The sequence below is a fragment of the Ensifer sp. LC163 genome (genome assembly GCF_001695855.1).
In the GTDB taxonomy this organism is placed as follows: Bacteria; Pseudomonadota; Alphaproteobacteria; order Rhizobiales; family Rhizobiaceae; genus Ensifer.
This window is the reverse complement of the sequence record NZ_MBSS01000012.1, coordinates 161,595-185,848: the sequence shown is the minus strand read 5'-3', so window position 1 is coordinate 185,848 and position 24,254 is coordinate 161,595. Positions and strand designations below refer to the sequence as shown.

General features: G+C 62.0%; 19 protein-coding genes. 7 read left to right on the top strand and 12 right to left on the bottom strand.

All coding sequences use genetic code 11. The annotated features are described in order from the left end of the window. Nucleotides 1–2 precede the first annotated feature (2 nt). Nucleotides 3–674, bottom strand: a complete 672-nt coding sequence (purN, locus tag BC360_RS10760; protein WP_065795558.1) for a phosphoribosylglycinamide formyltransferase — start codon at nucleotides 672–674, stop codon at nucleotides 3–5. After that, the gene (gene purM / locus BC360_RS10755; protein WP_065795176.1) at nucleotides 674–1,744 is read right to left on the bottom strand and encodes a phosphoribosylformylglycinamidine cyclo-ligase; all 1,071 of its coding nucleotides are present in this window, start codon (nucleotides 1,742–1,744) and stop codon (nucleotides 674–676) included. The genes purN and purM overlap by 1 nt, the downstream gene beginning before the upstream one ends. A 260-nt stretch (nucleotides 1,745–2,004) precedes the next feature. On the opposite strand from purM, the gene BC360_RS10750 reads away from it, so the two are divergent. The 4 genes from BC360_RS10750 to ppx all read left to right on the top strand — a co-directional run bounded on the left by BC360_RS10750 (nucleotide 2,005) and on the right by ppx (nucleotide 7,630). Next, nucleotides 2,005–3,126, top strand: coding sequence for an AI-2E family transporter (locus BC360_RS10750; RefSeq protein WP_065795175.1), 1,122 nt, complete (start codon nucleotides 2,005–2,007; stop codon nucleotides 3,124–3,126). A gap of 27 nt (nucleotides 3,127–3,153) precedes the next feature. Then, on the top strand, nucleotides 3,154–3,843 hold the full coding sequence (gene hdaA / locus BC360_RS10745) for a DnaA regulatory inactivator HdaA (protein WP_065787212.1): 690 nt from the start codon (nucleotides 3,154–3,156) through the stop codon (nucleotides 3,841–3,843). A gap of 65 nt (nucleotides 3,844–3,908) precedes the next feature. Further along, nucleotides 3,909–6,095, top strand: coding sequence for an RNA degradosome polyphosphate kinase (locus tag BC360_RS10740; RefSeq protein WP_065787211.1), 2,187 nt, complete (start codon nucleotides 3,909–3,911; stop codon nucleotides 6,093–6,095). Between the two features lie 11 nt (nucleotides 6,096–6,106). Next, nucleotides 6,107–7,630, top strand: a complete 1,524-nt coding sequence (gene ppx, locus BC360_RS10735) for an exopolyphosphatase (protein WP_065795174.1) — start codon at nucleotides 6,107–6,109, stop codon at nucleotides 7,628–7,630. Nucleotides 7,631–7,687: 57 nt separating this feature from the next. Here the strand turns inward: ppx and BC360_RS10730 are convergent, their stop codons facing one another. Together BC360_RS10730 and BC360_RS10725 are read right to left on the bottom strand one after the other, a co-directional pair. Then, nucleotides 7,688–9,046, bottom strand: coding sequence for an esterase-like activity of phytase family protein (locus BC360_RS10730; protein WP_065795557.1), 1,359 nt, complete (start codon nucleotides 9,044–9,046; stop codon nucleotides 7,688–7,690). Nucleotides 9,047–9,160: 114 nt separating this feature from the next. Continuing rightward, nucleotides 9,161–10,057 (bottom strand): AraC family transcriptional regulator, encoded by an 897-nt coding sequence (locus BC360_RS10725; RefSeq protein WP_083222509.1) that lies wholly within the window; start codon nucleotides 10,055–10,057, stop codon nucleotides 9,161–9,163. Between BC360_RS10725 and BC360_RS10720 the strand changes: the two genes are divergently transcribed. Beyond that, entirely contained in the window at nucleotides 10,056–10,463 is a 408-nt protein-coding gene (locus tag BC360_RS10720) for a DUF2000 family protein (protein ID WP_065787209.1), read from the top strand. The genes BC360_RS10725 and BC360_RS10720 overlap by 2 nt on opposite strands. 3 nt (nucleotides 10,464–10,466) lie before the next feature. On the opposite strand, the gene BC360_RS10715 is transcribed toward BC360_RS10720, so the two are convergent. The 4 genes from BC360_RS10715 to BC360_RS10700 all read right to left on the bottom strand — a co-directional run bounded on the left by BC360_RS10715 (nucleotide 10,467) and on the right by BC360_RS10700 (nucleotide 15,674). Continuing rightward, the gene (locus BC360_RS10715; RefSeq protein WP_065787208.1) at nucleotides 10,467–11,510 is read right to left on the bottom strand and encodes an adenylate/guanylate cyclase domain-containing protein; all 1,044 of its coding nucleotides are present in this window, start codon (nucleotides 11,508–11,510) and stop codon (nucleotides 10,467–10,469) included. Between the two features lie 172 nt (nucleotides 11,511–11,682). After that, nucleotides 11,683–12,834: a ribonuclease D gene (rnd, locus tag BC360_RS10710; RefSeq protein ID WP_065787207.1), complete on the bottom strand. Its 1,152-nt coding sequence runs from the start codon at nucleotides 12,832–12,834 to the stop codon at nucleotides 11,683–11,685. A gap of 78 nt (nucleotides 12,835–12,912) precedes the next feature. Next, nucleotides 12,913–14,313: a multicopper oxidase family protein gene (locus BC360_RS10705; protein WP_065795173.1), complete on the bottom strand. Its 1,401-nt coding sequence runs from the start codon at nucleotides 14,311–14,313 to the stop codon at nucleotides 12,913–12,915. A gap of 122 nt (nucleotides 14,314–14,435) precedes the next feature. Next, the gene (locus BC360_RS10700; protein ID WP_065795172.1) at nucleotides 14,436–15,674 is read right to left on the bottom strand and encodes an MFS transporter; all 1,239 of its coding nucleotides are present in this window, start codon (nucleotides 15,672–15,674) and stop codon (nucleotides 14,436–14,438) included. A gap of 312 nt (nucleotides 15,675–15,986) precedes the next feature. On the opposite strand from BC360_RS10700, the gene aspS reads away from it, so the two are divergent. Beyond that, complete coding sequence (gene aspS, locus BC360_RS10695) at nucleotides 15,987–17,774, top strand: aspartate--tRNA ligase (RefSeq protein WP_065787204.1); 1,788 nt, start codon at nucleotides 15,987–15,989, stop codon at nucleotides 17,772–17,774. Nucleotides 17,775–17,849: 75 nt separating this feature from the next. Here the strand turns inward: aspS and BC360_RS10690 are convergent, their stop codons facing one another. Continuing rightward, nucleotides 17,850–19,055 carry a serine hydrolase domain-containing protein gene (locus BC360_RS10690; RefSeq protein ID WP_083222508.1) on the bottom strand — a complete coding sequence of 402 codons (1,206 nt, stop codon included), beginning with the start codon at nucleotides 19,053–19,055 and terminating at the stop codon, nucleotides 17,850–17,852. Nucleotides 19,056–19,121: 66 nt separating this feature from the next. Here BC360_RS10690 and BC360_RS10685 point away from each other — a divergent pair, with 66 nt between their 5' ends. Further along, entirely contained in the window at nucleotides 19,122–19,772 is a 651-nt protein-coding gene (locus BC360_RS10685; protein WP_065795171.1) for a TetR/AcrR family transcriptional regulator, read from the top strand. A gap of 282 nt (nucleotides 19,773–20,054) precedes the next feature. Here the strand turns inward: BC360_RS10685 and groL are convergent, their stop codons facing one another. The 3 genes from groL to BC360_RS10670 form a co-directional block, all read right to left on the bottom strand. Then, entirely contained in the window at nucleotides 20,055–21,683 is a 1,629-nt protein-coding gene (gene groL / locus BC360_RS10680; RefSeq protein ID WP_065787202.1) for a chaperonin GroEL, read from the bottom strand. A gap of 114 nt (nucleotides 21,684–21,797) precedes the next feature. Then, entirely contained in the window at nucleotides 21,798–22,016 is a 219-nt protein-coding gene (locus BC360_RS10675; protein WP_065787201.1) for a hypothetical protein, read from the bottom strand. A gap of 609 nt (nucleotides 22,017–22,625) precedes the next feature. Then, on the bottom strand, nucleotides 22,626–23,819 hold the full coding sequence (locus BC360_RS10670; protein ID WP_065795170.1) for a hypothetical protein: 1,194 nt from the start codon (nucleotides 23,817–23,819) through the stop codon (nucleotides 22,626–22,628). Nucleotides 23,820–24,254: the final 435 nt, after the last annotated feature.

The following is a 24,254-nucleotide window of genomic DNA, read 5'->3' as shown; positions in this document are numbered from 1 at the left end:
GCCTATTCGGCCGGTGAGATCAGCATTGGCTGCGCTTGTGTCTGTGTCTCGCCGCGCGTGACTGCGCGTCCGCCTTCCATCCAGACCTTGCCTTCCGCCAGCAGCCGCAGCGCCATCGGATAGGTCCGGTGCTCGACCGTCAGCACGCGGGCGGCAAGTGTCTCGGCAGTGTCGCCGTCGACAATGGGAACGACAGCCTGCGCGACGATCGGGCCATCATCCATGCCTTCGGTGACGAAGTGCACGGTACATCCCGCCACCTTCATGCCGGCGTCGATGGCGCGCTGATGGGTGTGGAGGCCGGGAAAGAGCGGCAGAAGCGACGGATGAATGTTGATGATCCGGCCTTCGTGGCGCTGGATGAAGGTCGCCGACAGCAGTCGCATGTAGCCAGCAAGGCAGATGATGTCGGGGGACAGCCGCTCGAGTTCGGCAAGGATCGCCGCCTCGTGCGCGTCTTTGCTGTCGAAATCCTTGCGCAGGAACGCATAGGTCGGGATGCCGAGCGCCGCAGCCTTGGCAAGGCCTCCGGCATCGGCCTTGTCGGCGATCACTGCGACGATCTCGGCCGGAAAACCAGGCTCGGCCGCGGCCTTGGCCAGCGAGAGCATGTTGGAGCCGCCGCCCGAGATGAAGACGACGACTTTTTTCCTGCCTGCCGTCACGTTGTTCATCATAGGGCGAGGCTGCCCTTGTAGATCGTGCCATGGGCGCCCTCGGCACGGGCGACCATGCGGCCGAGCGTGAAGACGGTTTCGCCCTCGGCCTCGAGCGCGGCTGCAACCTCCTGCGCCTTTTCCGCCGGAACGACGGCGATCATGCCGACGCCGCAGTTGAAGGTGCGCAGCATTTCGTTGGCAGCGACGCCACCGGTCTGAGCAAGCCAGGAGAAGACCTTCGGTGCCTTGATGGCGTCGAGATCGATCTCGGCTGCAAGATGCTTCGGCAGCACGCGCGGAATGTTCTCGGGGAAGCCGCCGCCGGTGATGTGCGCCAGTGCCTTGATCGAGCCGGTTTCGCGGATCGCCTTCAGGAGCGGTTTCACATAGATGCGGGTCGGCGTCATCAGGAGGTCAGCCAGCGTGCCTTCGCCGAAGGGGGCCGGGGCATCCCAGGCAAGACCCGACAGCGCCACGATCTTGCGCACCAAGGAGTAACCGTTGGAATGAACGCCCGACGAGGCAAGGCCGAGGATGACGTCGCCTTCGCCGATGTCGCCGGCCGGAAGCAAATGACCGCGTTCGGCCGCGCCGACGGCGAAGCCGGCAAGGTCATAGTCGCCGCCGGAATACATGCCCGGCATTTCCGCGGTCTCACCGCCGATCAGCGCGCAGCCGGACTGGCGGCAGCCGGCGGCTATGCCGGCAACGATGGCGGCACCCTGATCGGGATCGAGCTTGCCGGTGGCGAAATAGTCGAGGAAGAACAGCGGTTCGGCACCCTGGACCACCAGGTCGTTGACGCACATGGCAACGAGGTCGATGCCGACCGTGTCGTGCTTGTTGGCGTCGATGGCGATCTTGAGCTTGGTGCCGACGCCGTCATTGGCGGCGACGAGCACCGGGTCGGTGAAGCCGGCGGCCTTCAGGTCGAACAGGCCGCCGAAGCCGCCGATCTCGCCGTCGGCGCCCGGGCGCCGGGTCGAGCGCACATGCGGCTTGATTTTCTCCACCATCAGATTGCCGGCATCGATATCCACGCCTGCGTCACTGTAGGTGAGGCCGTTCTTTCCCGACTGGCTCATGCTGGTTCTCCAAGGCTGGTCGTGCGACAGGTATTTTGCGGATGCGCATTGCACGACGGGCAAGGGAGTGCAAGCCGACAGCCTGCCTTCGCGGCCTTTTTTCATCATTTTGCCCATATCCCACGGGCAAGAAACGGCTCGAGGCTTCAATTTACCGGGCTGGGAAGCACGTGGACTTGACCGGCGCGCGGCGAGCCCCCTATCTCCTCAAACAGATTATGATGCGGCAAAAGCATGCTTGGCGTGTTACGGGGAACACCATGGACATAAGAGTCAGCGGTTCGGGACTTCAGCGCCAGGTGATTTTCTGGCTGCTGGTGCTTGCCGCCTTCATCGCCTTCCTGATGGTTTTCAGCTCGATCCTGCTTCCTTTCCTTGCGGGCATGGCGCTTGCCTATTTCCTCGATCCGGTCGCCGACCGTCTCGAGCGGCTCGGCCTCAGCCGGCTGATGGCGACCGTCGTCATCCTGATCGGCTTCGTGGTGCTCTTCGCCCTGTCGCTGATGATCATCATTCCGGTAATCTTCACCCAGGCCGCCGACTTCATTCAGAAGATGCCCGGTTATATCGCCAAGCTGCAGGCGCTATTGACCGACAGCCAGTCGACGCTGTTGCCGGATTGGCTTGCCGACCAGATGACGGCGATCAAGCAGAATTCGGCCAAGCTCCTGGAGCAGGGGGCCAGCTTCCTCGGCACGCTTTTCCAGCAGCTCTGGAACTCCGGCATGGCGTTGCTCGACATTCTGTCGCTGTTCGTCATCACGCCGGTCGTCGCCTTCTACCTGCTGCTCGACTGGGACCGGATGGTCGACCGGGTCGACAGCTGGGTGCCGCGCGACTATGTCGGCGTCGTCCGCCAGATCGCCCGCGACATGAACACGACGATCGCCGGCTTCGTTCGCGGCCAGGGCTCGCTCTGCCTCATCCTCGGCCTTTACTATGGCATCGGCCTGTCGCTCGTCGGCCTCAATTTCGGCCTGCTGATCGGCCTCTTTGCCGGGATGATCAGCTTCATCCCCTATGTCGGATCGTTGGTCGGTCTGGTCCTGGCCGTCGGCGTCGCGCTTGTGCAGTTCTGGCCCGATTATCTCTGGATCGGGCTTGTCGCCGCCATCTTCTTCAGTGGCCAGTTTCTGGAAGGCAACATCCTGCAGCCCAAGCTTGTGGGCAAGAGTGTCGGCCTGCACCCGGTCTGGCTCATGTTCGCCCTGCTTGCCTTCGGCGCGCTCTTCGGTTTCGTCGGGCTTCTGGTTGCCGTTCCGGCGGCTGCCGCCATCGGCGTGCTTGTTCGCTTCGGCATCCAGCGATACCTTGATAGCGATCTCTACCATGGACACGGAAAGGTCGCGGCGAAGAAGGCAAAGGGCGATCAGCCCGGCTGATAGTCCCATCCTTGTCCCGAGTACAGCATGACAAAACGTCCCTTCGAACAACTGCCTCTGGCATTCGACCACGACCCGGCAACGGGTCGTGAGGATCTGCTCGTTTCCGACCGGTTGAGCGCGGCGATCGCGATCGTCGATCACTGGCCCGACTGGCCGTCGCCCGTCGTCATCATCGCCGGCCCGGTCGGCTCCGGAAAGTCGCATCTCGCCAGCATCTGGAAGGAGAGGGCGGGCGCGCGGACGATCCACCCGGTAGCGGACTCGGACGCCGCACTGATCGCCGCCGAAGGTCCTGTCCTGTTCGAGGATGCCGACCGCCAGGGCTTCGACGACACCACGCTGTTTCATGTCATCAACAGCGTTCGTGAGCACGGCACCGGTCTCTTGATGACCTCGCGCCTGTGGCCGATGTCCTGGCCGGTCGCGCTTCCGGACCTGCGCTCGCGCCTCAAGGCGGCAACCGTCGTCGAAATCGGCGAGCCCGATGACGAACTGTTGACGCAGGTGCTGATCAAGCTCTTTGCCGATCGCCAGCTTTTCATCGATGAACGGCTCGTCGGCTTTATCGTCCAGCGCATGGAGCGCTCGCTTGAGGCTGCCCAGACGATCGTCGAGCGTATCGATCGGCTGGCGCTTGCGCGTGGCGTAAAGCTGACTCGGCCGCTTGCCGCCGAAGTCCTGGAAGAGCTTGGAAATCAACGCCATTCCGATTGACTGTCACAGTTCCGTCGTCAAACTGTTATAGTTCCTGCCTGCGGCGAAATGGGGTCTGATCAGCAATGGATAATGCGACGTCTGCGGTGAACGAGAACAAGCAGCCGGCGGAGGACGTCGATCTGCTCTCCAGCCCGGAGCGGTTCATCAATCGCGAATTCTCGTGGCTGCAGTTCAATCGCCGCGTGCTGGAGGAGACGCTGAACACGGCGCATCCGCTCTTGGAGCGTGTCCGCTTCCTGTCGATCTCGGCCGCCAACCTCGACGAATTCTTCATGGTGCGCGTCGCTGGCCTCGAGGGCCAGGTGCGTCAGGGGCTGGCCATGCGGTCGCCGGACGGCAAGACGCCGGCCGAGCAGCTCGAAGACATTCTCAAGGAAATCGACAACCTGCAGATGGAACAGCAGGCGTCGCTCGCGGTGCTGCAGCAGTATCTCGCCAAGGAAGATATCCTGATCGTCCGTCCGGCATCCTTGTCGGCGCAGGACAAGAGCTGGCTTGCCAACGAATTTGACCAGTCGATCTTTCCGGTGCTGACGCCGCTGTCGATCGATCCGGCGCACCCGTTCCCGTTCATCCCGAACCTCGGCTTCTCGATGGGCCTTCAGCTCGTCAGCAAGACGGGCCGCGAACCGATGACGGCGCTCTTGCGCCTTCCGGTGGCGCTCGACCGCTTCATCCGTCTTCCCGACGTCAAGAATGTCATCCGTTACATCACGCTCGAAGACATGGTCAGCCAGTTTATCGATCGGCTGTTCCCGGGCTATGAGGTCAAGGGCTCGGGCACGTTCCGCATCATCAGAGACAGCGATATCGAAGTCGAGGAAGAGGCCGAAGATCTCGTGCGCTTCTTCGAAACGGCACTGAAGCGCCGCCGCCGCGGTTCGGTGATCCGCATCGAGCTCGATTCGGAAATGCCCGCTTCGCTGCGTCAGTTCGTGGTTCAGGAGTTGAGCGTTCCGGAAAACCGCGTCGCCGTCCTGCCGGGGCTGCTGGCGCTGAACACGCTGTCGGAAATCACCAAGGCGCCGCGCGACGATCTGCGCTTCGAGCCCTACAATCCGCGCTTTCCCGAGCGCGTGCGCGAACACGCCGGCGACTGTTTTGCCGCGATCCGCGAAAAGGACATGGTGGTCCACCATCCCTACGAATCCTTCGACGTCGTGGTGCAGTTCCTGCTGCAGGCGGCGCGCGATCCTGAAGTGGTCGCCATCAAGCAGACGCTCTACCGGACCTCGAACGACAGCCCGATCGTGCGGGCGCTCGTCGATGCAGCCGAAGCCGGAAAGTCCGTGACGGCGCTGGTCGAGCTCAAGGCCCGTTTCGACGAGGAAGCCAACATCCGCTGGGCGCGCGACCTGGAACGTGCCGGCGTGCAGGTGGTCTTCGGCTTCATCGAACTCAAGACCCACGCCAAGATGTCGATGGTGGTGCGCCGCGAGGAGGGCCGGTTGCGGACCTATTGCCACCTCGGCACCGGCAACTACCACCCGGTCACGGCGAAGATCTACACCGACCTGTCGTTCTTCACCTGCAACCCGGTCATCGCCCACGACATGGCGAACATCTTCAATTTCATCACCGGCTACGGCGAGCCGGAAGCCGGCATGAAGCTGGCGGTCTCGCCGCACACGCTGCGGCCCCGCATCCTTAGGCATATCGATGAGGAGATCGAGCACGCCAAGGCCGGCCGGCCGGCGGCGATCTGGATGAAGATGAACTCGCTCGTCGATCCCGAAATCATCGACGCCCTCTACAAGGCAAGCCGTGCAGGCGTCGAAGTCGACCTCGTGGTGCGCGGTATCTGCTGCCTGAGGCCGCAGGTGCCGGGCCTCTCCGACAATATTCGCGTCAAGTCCATCGTCGGCAGATTCCTCGAACATTCCCGCATATTCTGCTTCGGCAACGGTCACGGCCTTCCATCGGAAAATGCGCTTGTCTATATCGGCTCGGCGGATATGATGCCGCGCAATCTGGACCGGCGGGTTGAGACGCTTGTGCCTCTTATCAACCGGACTGTGCACGAACAGGTACTTTCGCAGATCATGCTGGGCAATCTCATCGACAACCAGCAGAGCTACGAAATTCTTCCCGACGGCACGTCTCGCCGGATGGAAGTCGGCAAGGATGCCGAGCCTTTCAACGCGCAGCACTATTTCATGACCAACCCCAGCCTCTCGGGCCGGGGTGAAGCCCTGAAGTCCAGTGCACCGAAGCTGATTGCCGGCTGGAAGAGCAGCTGGCGCAAGTAAACTGGAATTGCATGGTCGAATCTGAAGCGCAGGGGCGTCTGCCCGGCATCCGCCCGGTCTCCGTTGTGGATATCGGTTCGAACTCCATTCGCCTTGTCGTCTACGAAGGCCTGAGCCGCGCTCCGGCCATGCTGTTCAACGAGAAGGTCATGTGCGGTCTGGGCAAGGGCATCGATGCCACCGGACGCATGGACGAGGAGAGCGTCGAGCGCGCTCTCCGGGCACTGCATCGCTTTCATGCGTTGTCGCAGCAGGCGCGTGCGACCTCCATGTATGTTGTGGCAACTGCGGCCGCCCGCGAGGCGAGCAACGGACCGGCTTTCATCGAGAAGGCCGAGGCCATCCTCGGCCACAAGGTCCGCATCCTGACCGGCGAAGAGGAAGCCTATTTCTCCGCCATGGGTATCGTCAGCGGTTACCACGATCCCGATGGGGTGGTCGGCGACCTTGGCGGCGGCTCGCTGGAACTGGTCGAGGTCAGCGGCAAGAAGATCGGCAAGGGCATTACGCTGCCGCTCGGGGGTATTCGCCTCTTCGAGCACAGCGGCGGTTCGCTGCCGAAGGCCCGCACCTGGGTGCGCAAATTCATGAAGAGCTCGCCGGTGCTGAAGACCGGTGCCGGCCGCACCTTTTATGCCGTCGGCGGTACCTGGCGCTCGATCGCCAAGCTGCACATGGAAATCCGCAACTATCCGCTGCACATGATGCAGGGCTACGAGATTTCCTATGACGAGGCGATGACGCTGCTGCCGGAGGTCATCGAGCCGAAGAACATCAAGCCGTCAGCCTACGCGACGATCTCCAAGAGCCGCCGCAGCCTGCTTCCCTTCGGCGCCATTGCGATGCAGGAGGCACTGTCGATCATGAAGCCGGAGCGGATTTCGTTCTCGGCGCTCGGCGTGCGCGAAGGCTACCTCTTCTCGCTGCTGCACGAGAACGAGCGTGCGCAGGATCCGCTGCTGACCGCTGCCGGCGAAATCGCCATCCTGCGCGCGCGTTCGCCCGAGCACGCGCGCGAACTTGCAGACTGGACCGGCCGCATGGTGCCGTTCTTCGGTGTCGACGAAACCGAAGAGGAAAGCCGCTATCGCCAGGCCGCCTGCCTGCTTGCCGATATCAGCTGGCGCGCACATCCGGACTATCGCGGTCTGCAGGCGCTGAACATCATCGCCCACTCGACCTTCTCCGGCATCACCCATGCCGGGCGTGCCTATATTGCGCTTGCCAATTATTATCGCTTCGAAGGCCTGAGCGACGATGGCGCGACCGGCGCGCTGACCGGCATTACCACGCCGCGGCTGCTGGAACTGGCGAAGCTGCTCGGCGGCCTGCTGCGCGTCGCCTATCTGTTCTCGGCGTCGATGCCGGGTGTTGCGAAGAATCTGACCTTCCGCAAATCGTCTCTGCCCGATGTCGACCTGGAGATCGTCGTGCCTGCGGCCTATTCGGAATTTGCCGGCGAGCGCCTCGACGGGCGCCTGCAGCAGCTGGGCAGGCTGACGGGCAGGAGATTGGCGTTCTGCTTCGAGAGCTGAACGCATGCTTTCTTTGACGAAGGGCGCGCGGACGAAAACCCGCGCGCCCTTTTTTGATTATTCCGCCTTCAGGAATTCGCCGACTTCGAGCAGAACGAACTCGTTGTCGTCAGCCTTATCAAGCGCACGGCCGGCCGAGAACGGCAGGTTGTCGTCGTTGCCGACGATGATGTGCGTGTCATCGACGCGGTCGACGTTTTCGATCGTCACGAACGGCATGTCGTAATAGCCGTCGCCGCCGCCCTGGCGCTTCTTGTTGTCCGGGTCGGCGATCTTCAACAGGTCGATGTAGCCGATCTTGCGCACGGCCTTGCCGACATTGCTGTCATCGAAGGCAATCTTGTAGACACGCTTCACCTTCGAGCCGACGGCAAAGCAATCCGGCTTCGGATCCTTCGGGTCTGCGCAGGCCTTGTCGAGCGTGCCGGCGCCATTGTCGCGCTCGATCACCAGTGCGGTCTTGTCGTCGAGCATGTTGAAATCGCCGATCGCCTCACCGCCTTCGGCCAGCGGGTAGAGCCAGCTGCGGCCCGTCCAGGCTTTGCTGGCGACATCCAGTTCGATGACGCGCAGGGCCGGACGGCCGTCGGCCTGTTCGACGGTTTCGCTGTCGGTCCAGATCGTGCCTTCGAGCAGGCCGTAGAGCTTGGTGCCGTCCTTCGACAGCGCCATGCCTTCGTAGCCGCCGGAGCGTTTCAGGTTGAAGGCGGGCGTCTTCTTCGACGGGTCGCTCTGCAGCGTCAGGGTCGGATTGTCGGGCGACATCACCGGCTTGCCGTTGACGGTCGTCGCGATGACGTCGGTCAGCTTGCCGTCGACATCGAATTTCAGGATGTAGGGACCGAATTCCTCGCCGACCCAGAAACCGTCGGCGACTGGCTGGATGGACTCGACGTCGAAGTCGGCACCGGTCAGGTAGCGCTTGTCGGAGCCTTCCATGACGATCGGGAAGGGGGCCTTGCGGTCCGGATCGGTGAGGAACAGGGTTTTCAGCGCTTCGACCTTGCCGGCGTCCCAGTCCATCTTCACATGGTGGAGCATCAGCATCGCATCGGTCGAGTTCAATTTGCTGCCGAAGCCGTTGTCGGAAAGGCTCCAGAAGGTGCCGTTTTCCATGGCCTTGATGCCGGAGAAGCCCTGCATCGGCTGGCCGTTGAACGGCAGCGAAAGGCCGGTCGGGCGCACGCCATCCTTGCCGGGCACGGTGCCGATTGCCTCGGCGCGCTTGCGGTCTGCGGTGGTGAACTTGCCTGACGTTTTCAGATATTCCGGCGCGTCGGACGGGGCTGCCAGGATCGTGTTTGCCGGCAGGATCGCGTGTGCCTTAAGCGTCGCCGGGAAAGCCTTTTCCTCAGCCAGGACGGCCGTCGTCATCAAAAGTGTGAGCGCCGCAGTGGCGAGAAGCGTTTTGGTCATGAAAGTCACCATGGGTTGGATGCCAAAGTACGCGAACCCGATAGGCGGCTTTGATGACGGTTGGGTGATGCTTGGCTTACAGGGCGGTGAAGCTTTGATGACAGGGCATCGCCGTCAGCCCGCAAGCGCCAGGCTTGCCCATCGCCCGGGCGTCACACCATAGGCACGCTTGAAATGACGGGTGAAATGGGCCTGGTCGGCAAAGCCGGTTTCCATCGCCGCCCCCGCCAGGCTGTGGCCGGTGGCAATCATCCGGCGCGCCTGCTCCAGCCGCCGCATCAGGAGGTAGCGGTGCGGGCTGGTGCCGAGAACCTTTCGGAATTGGCGGGCGAGCGTGAAACGATCGAGGCCGCTGACGGCTTCGAGTTCCTGCGAGCCGACCGGGCGCTCGAGGTTGGCCCTGAGATAGTCCGTCGCTTCGAACACCGCCCGTTTCGCCGACCTGCCGGCAGGTTTAGCTGTCGTGCCAGCATGGCGGCACAATCCCTCGGCGATGCACGTGAGAATGTCGTCGAGTGCCAGTTCGTCTAGGCCGCCGTCGAGATCCATCACGGCCTCGCCGATCGCCTGGCGCAGGGCCACGTCGCCGACAACAGGTGCGGCGATGAAAGGCAAGGCTCCGCCGCCATCGCCAAGGGCTGCGATCAATCGCTCCGGCTGCAGGTACATCATCCGGTAGCGGAGCGTCGCCTCCGTTCCCGCGCCACCGTCGTGCACCTCGTCGGGGTGAATGATGATGATGCTCCCGGGCGTGCTGTAGCGGCTCTCGCCGCGATACTGGAAGGTCTGGATGCCGCCAAGCGTGACGCCGAGCGCATAGGTGTCGTGGCGATGCGGCTCGAAGACCTTGCCGTGCAGCCGCGCCTCGATGCGCTCGATGCCGTCCACCTGAGCGGCGATGCGGATCCCGTCGCCGGGCGATCCGCACAATCGTTCAAGATCGATGGCCGCGTCCTCGGCTAAGGCCTCTTCGGGCACGCCCTGATGTCCTGAAATGGAGATACCCGTCATGTTCGACACCAAGTTCGCGATCGTGTTGCGCGAGGATCTGGCCACCTGGCAGAAACTGAACGTCACCGCATTTCTGGCCACCGGCATCGCCGGGCAGAAACCGGCGATCATCGGTGAAACCTATCGCGATGGTGCCGGTAACGTCTACAACGCTCTGAGCGTTCAGCCGATCATCGTGTTATCGGCAGATGGTGCGACGCTCGGCAATATTCAACGCCGCGCGATCGAAAGAGAGATTCGAACCTCGATCTATGTCGATGCCATGTTTTCGACGGGCCACGACAGCGCCAACCGCGCGGTCTTCGCCGAAACGCGGCCTGACGAAGCGAAGGTCGCCGGCATCGCCATTCATGCCGACAAGAAGCTGGTCGACAAGATTACCAAGGGGGCGAAGCTGCACGGTTGAAAGTTAGCTGGACGCCAGCTGCGGCGCTGGCGTACCCCCAGCCCGAAGCGCCAGCACACCGAGCTTCTGTCCGCGTCCTTTGACGGCGTGCTCGCCAAGATCTTCCACCCGGACATAGTGCGGCAGCCGCATCTTGCGGGCGAGGTCGGTGGAGATCAGTACCTGATGGTTCAACGTCTTGCAGAAGCCTTCAAGCCGGGCCGTTGTGTTCACCGTATCGCCGAAATAGGTGATCTTGTGCTTGTCGACGCCGATTTCGGCCGCAACGATCGTGCCGCCGTGCAGCGCTGCCCGTAGGCGCGGAACCTCGCCGAACTCCTTGCGCCACCGGTGGCTCTCGGCCTCGATGGCGTCGAGAATATCAAAGACGCAGTGAACGCACGCTGCATTGTTGACGGCGCGGTCAAACGGCCAGGTGATGATTGCGGCGTCACCAACATAGTCGTCGATAGAGCCACGGTATCGCAGCACCGGGTCGGCAAGCGTGGCAAAGAGCTTGCCGAGATACTCCTGCATTCTCAGATCACCGTTGCGCTCGGCGTAGGACGTCGATCCGGCAAGATCGAGAAAGAGGAACACGCGTTCTTCCTGGATCGGCTTGCGGTATCTGCCGGTCAACAGGCTGAGGAAGACGTCCCGGCCCAACAACTCCCGCACGCGAAGAATGAAAACCAACGGTCCCGCGATCGCGAAGGTGAAGAGAAGCACGGTGCTCGATGGCACCAGGGAGTCGAACCAGTCCTCGCGCAGGTGCCCCGTCATTTGCATGATCAGGCCGGCCAAGGCGTAGCCGACGTCGATCAAGATGAAGTAGACGGCAAGGGACGCAAGAAAGAAGATCGGCGTCGAGAAGGAATGGATCTTGCGGTAGAGCCGCCGGAAAATGATGTGGCGCTCAAAGGCGAGGATCGGCATGCAGATGAAGACCGCATAGGTGGCTCCGATCAGGCCGCCGCCACCGAAGGTGACCCAGGCATAGAGCGCGCCAGCGCTGCCGACGATCAGCAGCAGCAAAATTCCTTCGAACGTGGAGAAACGCCAGCGCATGCGAAAAGAGCCTCGAAACCGGACAGCGAAGAAAGAGCGCGTCGGCGAACCTGCCTGGTACCGTCACGCGTCAGCGCGCTGATGTCTGCTCGCCGCGATTGCGAATCAGTCCCGCTGCAGGGCCTTGGCTAGAGCCGGATTCGGGCGGAAAATTGTTTCCGCCCGCCGTTTTTCAATCGCCGATTTCCATCGCTTCGATCTTCTTGTCGACGAAGCGAAGAGCCACTTCACCATTGATCAATTTCAGTGCCGTATCGCCGAACAGCTCGCGCCGCCAGCCCTTGAGCGCGCCGACGTCGGCCTTTTCGCCCTCGGCGGCGATCTTGTCGAGATCGTCGCTGTTGGCGATGATCTTGGCAGCCACGCCCTGCTTCTCGGCAATCAGCTTCAAGAGCACCTTCAGCATTTCGGTGGCGGCGGCCGCACCTTCGGGCGTGTGGTTCTGCCGCGGCAGCTTTGGCAGTTCGGTCTTGGGGATGGCAAGCGCCTCGTTGACCGCCTCGATCAGCGCCGCCCCGGCGCTCGAGCGTTCCCAGCCCTTCGGGATGGTGCGCAGCCGCGCCATCGCCTCGGAGTCCTTCGGCTGCTGTTGAGCGACTTCGTAGATTGCGTCGTCCTTGAGGATGCGCCCGCGGGGGACGTTGCGATTGCGCGCCTCGCGCTCACGCCAGGCGGCGACCTTCTGGAGGACCGCGAGCTCGATCGGCTTCTTGACGCGCATCTTCAGGCGCTGCCAGGCATCATCAGGGTGCAGGTCGTAGGTGTCGCGCGCTTCGAGGATGGCCATTTCCTCAGAAAGCCACAGCGAACGGCCTTCGCGCTCGAGCTGCGTGTTCAGGTACTGATAGATGTCGCGCAGATGCGTGACATCGGCCAGCGCGTAATCGAGCTGTTTGTCCGTCAGCGGCCGGCGGCTCCAATCGGTGAAGCGCGAGGACTTGTCGATCTGCTCACCCTTGATGCGGTTGACGAGCTGGTCATAGGAGACGCTGTCGCCGAAGCCGCAGACCATGGCTGCGACCTGGGTGTCGAAAATCGGGTGCGGGATCAGATTGCCGAGATGGAAAATGATCTCGATATCCTGACGCGCTGCGTGAAACACCTTGATCACATCAGGGTTGGCCATCAGCGCGAAGAACGGCGTGAGGTCGATGCCCTTGGCCATCGGATCGACGATGACCGCCATATCCGGGTTCGCCATCTGGATCAGGCAAAGCTCCGGCCAGAAGGTGGTCTCGCGGAGGAATTCCGTGTCGATCGTAATATAATTTGAGCGGGCCAACTGCTGGCAGGCGGCCTCGAGATCTGCGGTTGTTTCAATCATCGGAGTTAAATCACTGTGGCAAAAATGCGGCTATGTTTTTCGTGTAGCCCTTCGTGCCATCTGTCACAATGGAAATTCTCAAACGACCTTGAAATAACCCGTCATACCGGTCTTCTGGTGCTCGATGATGTGGCAATGGAACACCCAATCGCCAGGATTGTCGGCAACGAGCGCGATTTCCGCCTGTTCGTCGGGCAAAAGCAGGATGGTGTCCGTCGGCGGCGGCAGGAAGGTCCGCTTGTTCGAGTTGAGAATGCGGAAGCTCATGCCGTGCAGGTGGATCGGATGGGCGTGCGGCGTCCGGTTGGCGATCTGCAGGACATAGCTCCTGCCGAGCTTCATTTCCTCGATCGGTGCGATCGGATCGGGCGTGTCGCCCGGCCACGGCACCTTGTTGATCGCCCAGAAGGTGTAACCGAGCGAGCCGCAGATCGACGGTGTCGCCTTATGTTCGGCCGTGGCCGTCAGTTCGATCGGAACGCGGGTGGCAACCGAAAGGTCCGCCTCGGCGATAGGATTGGCGGGAAGGGGGGGAACATCGCGGATATCGCGCTTCAAGGATGGGCCTGTTGCGCGGAAACTGGCGATCGTCCAGGGATGCGAGCCACGCAGGTTGCCGAGCTTCACCGTGGCACCTTCGCTGTCCGGCATCCGCACGACGAGGTCGATGCGCTGGCCCGGGCCGACGTCGTAGCGGTCGAGCGGGAAGGGTTTGTCGACCGGGTTTGCGTCAAGCGCGACGACCATGGCGTCTGCCCCCTCCAGGCCGAGCGTATAGATCCGTGTGACATCCGTCGCCGCGATACGGACCCGCACGAGGCCGCCGGCGGGCGCATCGTAGCTCGGCTCCTGCTGCCAGTTCGCGGTACGAACCGTGCCATAGGTGCCGCCGCGCGCGGCATCCCTGGGCTTGAACGGGTCGATGAAAGCGCCGCCCTTGCCGAGCCGCCAGTCGCGCAGGTTCAGCACGATCTCGGCGTCGAATGTCGGATCATCCGGGTTCTCGACGACGATGACGCCGGTCAGACCGCTTCCCATCTGCGTCAGCGTGTTGCAGTGGGGGTGATACCAGAAGGTGCCGGCATCCGGCGGCGTGAAGACATAGTCGAAGGGATCGCCGGGATAGACATAGGGCTGCGTCATCTCCGGCACGCCGTCCATCGCATTGGCAATCCGAAGCCCGTGCCAGTGCACGGTCGTCGGCTCGTCGAGCCTGTTGACCAGCCGTGCCGCATAGGGTTCGCCCATGCGCATCCGCAAGACAGGCGGCATGCCGTTGCTGGCGGTATCCCCCAGCCCATAGGTCATGACCTTGGGTGTCACGCCATCGGCGGCGATCTGCGCCTCAGTCAGTTGTGTCGTCAGGATCTGCGGGTCCGGTGCCGCGCCGGCGCGCGCCGCCATGCCGGCGCCAAAGGCGAAAGCGCCGCCCAAAGCGGCGGAGCCCTGGAGGAATGTGCGGCGGCTGATCAGCGGCATTTTTTATAATCTCGGCAAGTGGATAGGGCGACAGGTCGGTTCTAAACCTGATCGCCGCAATCAGCAATTCTCTCGCACAGCCACATCTTGCCGCAGGCGTCTCATATCAACGCAGGTTGGTATCAGTCGTCCTTGCGGGTGTGGTTGCCGCCCGCGAGCTTGTTGAAGAAGGACGAGGTCCGCAGCAGGCTGCGGAATGGCATGGCGCGTGCTTCTGCGGGAACGCCGCCACGCGCCGTCATGCGTCTGACCGTGTAGAGCATGAAGAGGAAGAGGATCGCGGCCGTATAGATGAACAGCGCCTGCGGACCGAAGATTTCGAGCAGGAACGAGGCAAACAGCGGGCCGATGATGGCGCCCAGCGACCAGAAGAACAGCATGCCCGCCGACACCAGAGCGTGCTGACCTTCCGCCGCGTGGTCGTTGGCATGGGCCGAGCAGAGTGAATAGAGCGGCATCGCGAAGGCGCCGAACAGGAAGATGCCGGCGAAATTGAACCACTCGTCGTTGCCGGCGCCAAAGGCGAGGAAAAGTCCGGCGAGCAACGACCCGAAGGTGGCAATCAGGATGATCAGCCGCCGGTCGATCTGGTCGGAATAATGACCGAGCGGATATTGCAGCACGACGCCGCCGATGATGCCGGCGCTCATGAAGGTGGCGATCGCCGTCACCGAGAGACCGATCCCCTGCGCGTAGATGGGCCCCAGCGAGCGGAAGGCGGCGTTGGTGAGGCCGACCACGATGCAGCCGACAGTCGCGAGCGGTGAGATGTTCCAGAGCGCCTTGACGTCGAAGCGGATCGCTTCCGGCGCCACCGGGCTCGACCGATCGGCAAAGGAAATCGGCACAAGCGACAATGTCAGTGCCATCGAGATGATCGCGAAGAGTTCGAAGCCGCCGATGCCGACGCCGGGAATGACATATTGCGCCGCGGTGACCGAGCCGAGATCGACAAGGCGGTAGATGGAAAGCGTGCGCGCGCGATTCGTATTGGTGACACTGGCATTCAGCCAACTCTCGACGGTGGCGAAAAGGCAGGCGAAGCAGATGCCGGCGACAAGCCGCATCAGGAACCACATTAGCGGGTTGATGACGAGCACCATGGCGATCGCCGCCGCCGACGCGATGGCCGCCATCGCCGAGAACGTGCGGATATGACCGATGGCGCGCAGGATGCGGGTGACGTAGACGCAGCCGAGCGCGAAGCCGATGTTGTAGCCGGTGCCGATGACGCCGATCAATGACGTCGAGAAACCTTCTTCGAGTGCCCGCAGCGAGATGAATGTGCCCTGCAGTCCGTTGCCGCCGATGAGGATGCCTGCGGTGACGAGAAGCGGAATGAGCGGACGAATTTGCGACATGGGGCAGGCGACTTCCGAATGATGCTCGCGAGTCGGGATAAGCGGATCCATTATGTGTAGCGACGCATTCCGGTGGCGCACAGTCGCGAATTGTGACGATAACCGTTCTTTTCGCGTCGTTTGGCAGATCATGTCGCGAACAGCGCGTATTGATACGTGGTTTTCGGCGCTTAATCGATGGCGCTGGCGAAGGGACGACGGACGTCTCGGCTTGACAAAGCCGGCGCATCATGCGCTTTTCCGCCCGATTTTGATCATGTTGCCGCGCGCCGTTCCGGCCTGCGCGGCGCTTTGCAATTCCGGGATAACACGATGCACCGCTACCGCAGCCACACCTGTGCCGCCCTCCGCAAGTCGGATGTCGGCTCCACCGTTCGCCTTTCCGGCTGGGTCCACCGCGTCCGCGACCATGGCGGCCTGCTCTTCATCGACCTGCGCGATCACTACGGCATCACCCAGGTCGTCGCCGATCCCGATAGCCCCGCCTTCAAGGCCGCCGAGACTGTCCGCGGTGAATGGGTTGTCCGTATCGACGGCCTCGTCAAGGCACGCATGGACGACACCGTCAACAAGGGTATGCCGACTGGCGAAATCGAGCTCTACGCCCAGGAGATCGAAGTTCTCTCGGCCGCCAAGGAACTGCCGCTGCCGGTATTCGGCGAGCCGGACTACCCCGAAGACGTTCGCCTAAAGTACCGCTTCCTCGACCTGCGCCGCGACACGCTGCACAAGAACATCGTCAAGCGCACGCAGATCATCTCGTCGATGCGCCGCCACATGGGCGACGTCGGCTTCACGGAATACACGACCCCGATCCTGACGGCTTCGTCGCCGGAAGGTGCGCGCGACTTCCTCGTGCCGTCGCGCATCCATCCCGGTAGCTTCTACGCCCTGCCGCAGGCACCGCAGCAGTACAAGCAGCTGTTGATGGTGGCCGGTTTCGACCGCTACTTCCAGATCGCGCCCTGCTTCCGCGATGAAGATCCGCGTGCCGACCGCCTGCCGGGCGAATTCTACCAGCTCGACCTCGAAATGAGCTTCGTCGAGCAGGAAGACGTCTGGTCGACGATGGAGCCGGTGATCCGCGAGATCTTCGTCGAGTTTGCCGATGGCAAGCCGGTGACGGAAAAGTTCCCGCGCATTCCTTACGATACGGCGATCCGCAAATATGGCTCCGACAAGCCGGACCTGCGCAACCCGATCGAGATGCAGGCGGTCACCGAGCACTTTGACGGTTCCGGCTTCAAGGTCTTCGCCAACATGATCGCTTCGAACCCTAAGGTGGAAGTCTGGGCAATCCCGGCTAAGACCGGTGGTTCGCGCGCGTTCTGCGACCGCATGAACGCCTGGGCCCAGAGCCAGGGCCAGCCGGGTCTCGGCTACATCTTCTGGCGCAAGGAAGGCGAGAAGCTCGAAGGCGCCGGCCCACTTGCCAAGAACATCGGAGAGGAGCGCACCGATGCGATCCGCACCCAGCTCGGCCTCGATGATGGCGATGCCTGCTTCTTCGTCGCTGGCGATCCCACGAAATTCTACAAGTTCGCAGGCGAAGCCCGCACGCGGGCAGGCGAGGAACTGAACCTCGTCGACCGCGACCGCTACGAGTTCTGCTGGATCGTCGACTTCCCGTTCTACGAATGGCTTGAAGACGAAAAGAAGATCGACTTTGCCCATAACCCCTTCTCGATGCCGCAGGGCGGTCTTGAAGCGCTGAACGGCGAAGATCCGCTTTCGATCAAGGCCTACCAGTACGACATGGTCTGCAACGGCTTCGAAATCGCGTCCGGCTCGATCCGTAACCAGCTGCCGGAAGTCATGGTCAAGGCGTTCGAGCTGACCGGCAAGTCGCAGCAGGAAGTGGAAGAGCAGTTCGGCGGTCTCTACCGCGCGTTCCAGTATGGTGCACCTCCGCACGGCGGCATGGCTTTCGGTATCGACCGCATTGTCATGCTGCTGGTCGGCGCGAAGAACCTTCGCGAGATCTCGATCTTCCCGATGAATCAGCAGGCCGTCGATCTGCTGATGGGTGCGCCATCCGAGGCGACGTCGGCCCAGCTGCGCGAGCTGGCACTTCGCCCGATCCCGCAGAAGAAAGACTAAGGTCCAAGGGGCCGAGAAACAAAAGACCCGGCGGTAACCACCGCCGGGTCTTTTCATTTTGTACTGCCCGGGGACTCACGGCTTGGCGTAGACGGCGTCGCGCACATCTCTGGTAAACTGTCCCCACATGCCTTCGAACGCCGTGTTGGTCAGCGCCACGACGGTGATGTTCTTGACCGGATCGATGAACCAGTTGTGGCCATAGGCACCGCCCCACTGGATCGTGCCCTTCGACTGCGGCGTGCCGGCCGTGGAGGGATCGACGAGTACGGCCCAGCCGTAGCCGAAGCCCCAACCCGGACCCTGCGTCTCCGCCTTGGGGCCTGTCTGATCCTGCATCATCGTCTTCACCGTCTCGGGCGAGAGCAACGGGCCGCCGCCTTTGCGGATCGTTTCCAGGAACGTCAGCAGATCGTTTGCCGTGCCGGCCATGCCGGCGCCGCCCGATGGAAATGCTTTATCGTCGAGGATGCGGTCTGGCGAAAAGGTCAGCTTGCCTTCGCCGATGGGCACGGCAGCGTCACCTTGCATGCGCACAGGGGCGGGCGAGCCGTCGAAGTAGGCGGCGGTCAACCTGTCCGTCGGCTTCACGGAAAAGCCGGTGTCGGCCAAAGCCAAGGGCGTCACGACCAGTTCATCGACGGCCTTGTCCAGCGTCTTGCCGCTTGCCTTCTCGATAACGCCGCCGAGTACGTCGATCGCCACGGAATAGCGCCAGGCCTCACCGGGCCGTGATGCGAGCGGCACACTGGCGATGCGCTTCAAGTTCTCGTCTAGGGTGATACCGGAAAGATCGAGCCCGTCTGAAACGCCGGCCTTTGCGTAGGAACCATCAGGAGGCTGGAAGAAGCCGTATTCTAGCCCTGCCGTATGGTTGAGAAGGTGGCGCACCAGGATCGGCACCTCCTTGCCTTCGAAGCTGGGGCGGAAATCCGGCAGCCATTTGCTGACCGGATCGTCGAGCTTGATGCGCCCCTGTTCGACGAGCCGCATCGCAGCCACGGTCACCAACGGCTTCGTCACCGAGGCAAAACGGAAGATGTCGTCCTGGCGCGCAGTGCGGTTTGCCTCGCGGTCGGCAAGGCCTGCGGCTCTGGCGTAAACAAGCTCACCGTCGCGGGCGACGAGAACGACCGTGCCGACAATGCGCTTTTCGGCGATTGCGCGGTCGATTACCGGATCGAGCTGGGCTTTGAGCGCCGATTGGCCGGGATCATCTGCGAGCGCGGGAAAGGCGAGCAGCGCCGATAGCAGGGCAACGCTTTTGAGGTGGAGACTCATCGTGGAAAACCTCTTATAATCACAATGACCGTTCCTGAATATGTCGGGTGCGAACATAATTCTAGAGTGACAATTGTGGAAAATAGCAATTCCTTAAAATCTCCTACTCGTCGGCGCGGTCGTCCGCGCGCTTTCGACCGGGATGTTGCGCTTGCCGCCGCCGGTCAAACCTTCTGGCGGCTCGGTTATGAAGGGGCGTCGATCGCCGACCTCACCGCAGCCATGGGTATCACGCCGCAGAGCCTCTATGCGGCCTTCGTGTCGAAGGCGGACCTCTATCGCGAGGCGCTCGAGCGCTACCGACAGGAGGAGGGGGCCGCGGCCGGCCGAAGCCTGAATGGGGAGGGGCATGTTGTCGATGTCGTTGCCAAGCTGCTTCGGGTTTCCGCACACGAGTTTTCGGTGCCCGGTCGGCCGAAAGGCTGCATGATCTCGACCGCCGTCTTGACCTGCGCCGTCGAAAACGACGTGATCGCCCGCCACGTGACGGCCCTTCGCAACCAGACGCTCTCCGCCCTGGAGACGCGGCTTCGTCGCGGGATCGAAGAAGGGGAGTTGCGCGGGCATACGGACGCGGCTGGACTTGCCCGCTTCATCGGCGCGATTCTGCAAGGAATGACCGTGCAGGCGCAGGACGGAGCCGGCGAGGCGGATCTGCTGTCGATTGCCGAGTTTGCCATCGCCGAGGTCGCGCGCCACCGGCATCCTGTCGCCTGAGCCGAACGCCGCCCGGCTCCTGGGTCTGTTCCGCGCCAGATGGCAGCCTATTGCGCTTTTACAGCGCCGCGCGTCAAATATGACGCGCTAAGGACGCTGTAACACTTTAAACTTGCTGCATAATTTATCCTTAAATCGATTCCGATTTAAGGAAATATGCAGTAGGCTCGCGTTACAGCGCCGCGCGTCTATTTAGACGCGCAAAGGTCGCTGTAACACTTTGAGTTGCTGCATAATTTCGTCCTTAAATCGAATCCGATTTAGGAATTATGCAGTAGGCGTTTAGAAGTCCATGCCGGAGCCGGTTGGCAGTTGTGCGGCACCATCCTTCTTCGGCTTTTCGGCGATCATCGCCTCTGTCGTCACCAGGAGCCCGGCGACGGAGGCGGCGTCCTGCAGAGCGGCGCGCACGACCTTGGCCGGATCGATGACGCCCATCTTGAACAGATCGCCATATTCGCCCGTCTGGGCATTCCAGCCATAGGCGAAGTCGGTTTTCTCACGTAGCTTGCCGACGATGATCGACCCCTCGGCGCCGGCGTTCTCGGCGATCTGGCGCACCGGCACCTCGATTGCGCGCCTGACGATGTCGACGCCGACGCGCTGTTCGGCATTGGCGGTCTTGATACCATCAAGCGTGTTGACGACTCGAAGCAGGGCGACGCCGCCGCCAGGCAATATGCCTTCCTCGACGGCCGCACGTGTGGCATGCAGCGCGTCATCGACCCGGTCCTTCTTTTCCTTCACCTCGACCTCGGTCGAGCCGCCGACACGGATCACGGCAACGCCGCCGGAGAGCTTGGCAAGCCGTTCCTGCAGTTTCTCCCGGTCGTAGTCGGAGGTGCTTTCCTCGATCTGCGCCTTGAGTTGGCTGACGCGGCCGCTGATGTCGGCTTTGGTGCCCGCGCCATCGACGATCGTGGTGTTGTCCTTTTCGATCATCACGCGTTTGGCGCGGCCCAGCGTTTCCAAGGTCACATTCTCAAGCTTGATGCCGACGTCTTCGGAAACCACCGTGCCGCCGGTCAGGACCGCGATGTCCTCGAGGATCGCCTTGCGCCGGTCGCCGAAACCCGGCGCCTTGACGGCAGCGATCTTGAGGCCGCCACGCAGCTTGTTGACGACAAGCGTTGCCAGTGCCTCGCCTTCGACGTCCTCGGCGATGATCAGCAGCGGGCGGCTCGCCTGGATGACCGATTCGAGGATCGGGATCATTGCCTGCAGGTTGGAGAGCTTCTTCTCGTGGATGAGGATGTAGGGATCTTCGAACTCGACCCGCATCTTCTCCTGGTCGGTGATGAAATAGGGCGAGAGATAGCCGCGATCGAATTGCATGCCCTCGACGATTTCGAGCTCGATCTCGGCGGTCTTGGCCTCCTCGACCGTGATCACGCCTTCGTTGCCGACCCTTTCCATCGCCTTGGCGAGATATCGTCCGATCTCCGTGTCGCCATTGGCGGAGATGGTGCCGACCTGCGCGATCTCCTCGTTGTTGGCGATCTTGCGGGCGCGGACCTTGAGCTCTGCGACGATGGCGTCCACCGCGAGGTCTATGCCGCGCTTGAGGTCCATGGGGTTCATGCCGGAGGCGATCGCCTTGACGCCTTCCTTGACGATCGCCTGCGCGAGCACGGTTGCCGTCGTGGTGCCGTCGCCGGCGACATCGCTGGTGCGCGATGCCACCACGCGCAGCATCTGGGCGCCCATGTTTTCGAACTTGTCGTCGAGTTCGATTTCCTTGGCAACGGAAACGCCATCTTTGGTGATGCGCGGGGCGCCAAAGGATCTTTCGATGACGACGTTCCGCCCCTTCGGGCCGAGCGTCACTTTCACGGCATTGGCAAGGATATCCACGCCGCGCAGCATGCGGTCGCGGGCGTCGCTACTGAACTTGACTTCCTTGGCTGTCATTGTCGGCCTCCCTCAACACAAAACTCGCAGTCACGTGGCCGCCATCGCGAAATGGCCCTGACGTTACCGATGGTCATCACACCTGTCTCTTCGGACGCTCCAGCGCCCAAAAAACTATTCTTCGCCCTCGTCGGGCGTCAGGATGTCGATCAATGCGGCGACGCGCCCAGCCGGCAGATGTCGTCCTTCGCCGATCAGCGCTTCGTCGTTGTTAACCCAGGCGATCGCTTCCGCGAGTTCGGCTGCCGTCGCCCCGGTGGCCAGCAGCTCGGCCATCAGCGTTTCGTCGACCGGGCCAAGAATGGCGGTGATATCCGCATGTTTCAGTCCCATGGCGTTCTCCTTCCGTGTGATCGGTCAGGAATGTGGGATGGAATCTCTCCTCCAGACAAATCTAGATAGGCGACGGTTCGCGGGCATCAAGCCGAGCGATCATAACATGGAACGCACGCGCGCGGAAAAGCGCAGCGATGGTCGCCGGGAACCGCGCAGTACGGGATGGCCGGACAAAACCCGGTTCAAGTCTCATGCTTGTTCGTCATGCTGAAAAAAGATGCAGTCGCTCGCGAGAGACGTGTGAGTAGTAGTGGCCGCGCAGACTGGGGACGCAAGGCAGGTGAAACAAATCGGCCCATAGAAAGGCAGGCTTTCAACCGAAAAGGACCGAGCGACAAGAACCTGACACTTGCACGGCCATGTACTTCAGCATGGGAGTGTCAGTTTGATCATTCGTTCAACCGGCGAGGTCGACACCGAGCGCCGATACTACTGCATAATTCCTTAAATCGGAATCGATTTAAGGAATTATGCAGCAACTCAAAGTGTTACAGCGACCTTTGCGCGTCTAAATAGACGCGCGGCGCTGTAAAACGCCGGCGACTTCGAGGACAACAAGGTCTTGCGAAGTCGCCGGCGCTGATTGTCAGGCCAGGGCTTTAACGATCAATCGTTTGCCGTCACCTTGACGCCGAGCACCGACGGGATGGTGTTCGGTGCGCCCATTGCCGCGCCCATGATCATCGGGAACGGAACTGGCTTTTCCGGTGCGGCGCTGATCGTCAGGCTCTTCGGGCCGTCGAGGTAGGTGTTGACCGCGGCCGATACCTGGTTCTGCAGTTCCGGCACGTTGAGCTGAGCCATCATCAGCGGCACCAGGCCCTTCAGCGACTGCGCCAGCTGGTCGCCGGTAACGCCCTGCTGCGAACCGGCGTAGTCGAGCGCCTTCTTGGTGATCGAGGCGTCGTCGAAGCGGATCTCGGCACTGTTGAAGGTCAGCTGCTGCATCAGCCCCATCATCGCCAGGCCCATCGCCTGGTTGGCCTCTTCCTTGTTCGGGTTGGCTTCGGCGGCCTTCATGGCTTCCTGCAGCGACTTCATGAAGGCGAGCGTGTAGCCGGAGATGTCGACGGCGAGGTTCAGGCGGCCGACGTTCTTGAAGTCGAAGGCATATTCCTCAAGCGCGACATTGCCGCTTTCGAGCTCCCAGCTGCCCTTCATCGTCACGGCGCCATCGAGCTTGGTCAAGCCGAGCTTTTCGATGGCTTCCTTGGACTTGGAGTCCTCGACGCCGGAAAGATCTGCCTTGAGGCCGGCAGCCGTTGCGTCGAAGTCAAAGCCGGCATCATTTTCCTGGCGGGCGAGGTTGGCTTCGCTGCTTTCCAGCGAGAAGACCTCCTTGTCCTTGACGCTGAGCGTGATCGGGCCGGTGCTGGCGCTTTCGTAGAGCAGGATATCGTCGAGCGTGCCGCCGGCCGGATTGGCGGGAATCGAAAGGCCTGCAATGAGGATATCCTTGGCGGCGAAGCTGCCTTCGTCCTGCTTGACGTTTATGTCAGGGAAGGAAACCGTTTCGGCGTAGTAGCCGCCACCTTCGGTTTCCTCGACGCCTTCGAAGGTAATGTCGCCGATCTTCAGCGCATCGCCGGGCTGGCCGGCGAGCTTGATCTGGACGCCCGAGGCAGTGACCGTGTCGCCGCTGACTTCGGCCTTGTCGAAGGTAAGCGTGGTGCCGTTCGAGCTGGTCGCCGCATCAAGCTTCTTCATCAGGTCCGCGCCATCCAGCGCGAAGGCCGGGCCGGCGAGGGTCAGGAGTGCGGCGCTGGCCATCATCAGGCGGATCTTGCGCGTATGCATCATTGTGGAGTTCCTTCGTGAAAATATCTGATTGTTTAGCTGTTTCGAAGATGCGGCGTCGCTAATCTGGTTCATATCGGCAAGCTGCGTCAACTGAGGCGGACAGCCGTGTCGGCAGACGAAATATGCCATGCCTGCGGCCCCATCCTTCCGCCAGTTCGCGTCCCGCAATAGCCCCCTCGCAAATCATCCAAATCAACAGCAGCCGAACCTAATACGAAACAGGGCGAAATTATATTCGCTCGGTGAAATCACACAGGTTCCGCCCCCGGATGCTTTCCAGGACGTTACCGACGCCGATCGCTCACTCATCGCATAACCGTTTAAGCGTTGCACGAACATGGCAGCGCCCGGTCTGCGCCGTTCAATAGCGCGTCGCCGCCCCCAGGCGGTTCTCCACAGCGCGATCCCCTGAAATCCTTGATGTTCCGGGTTTGT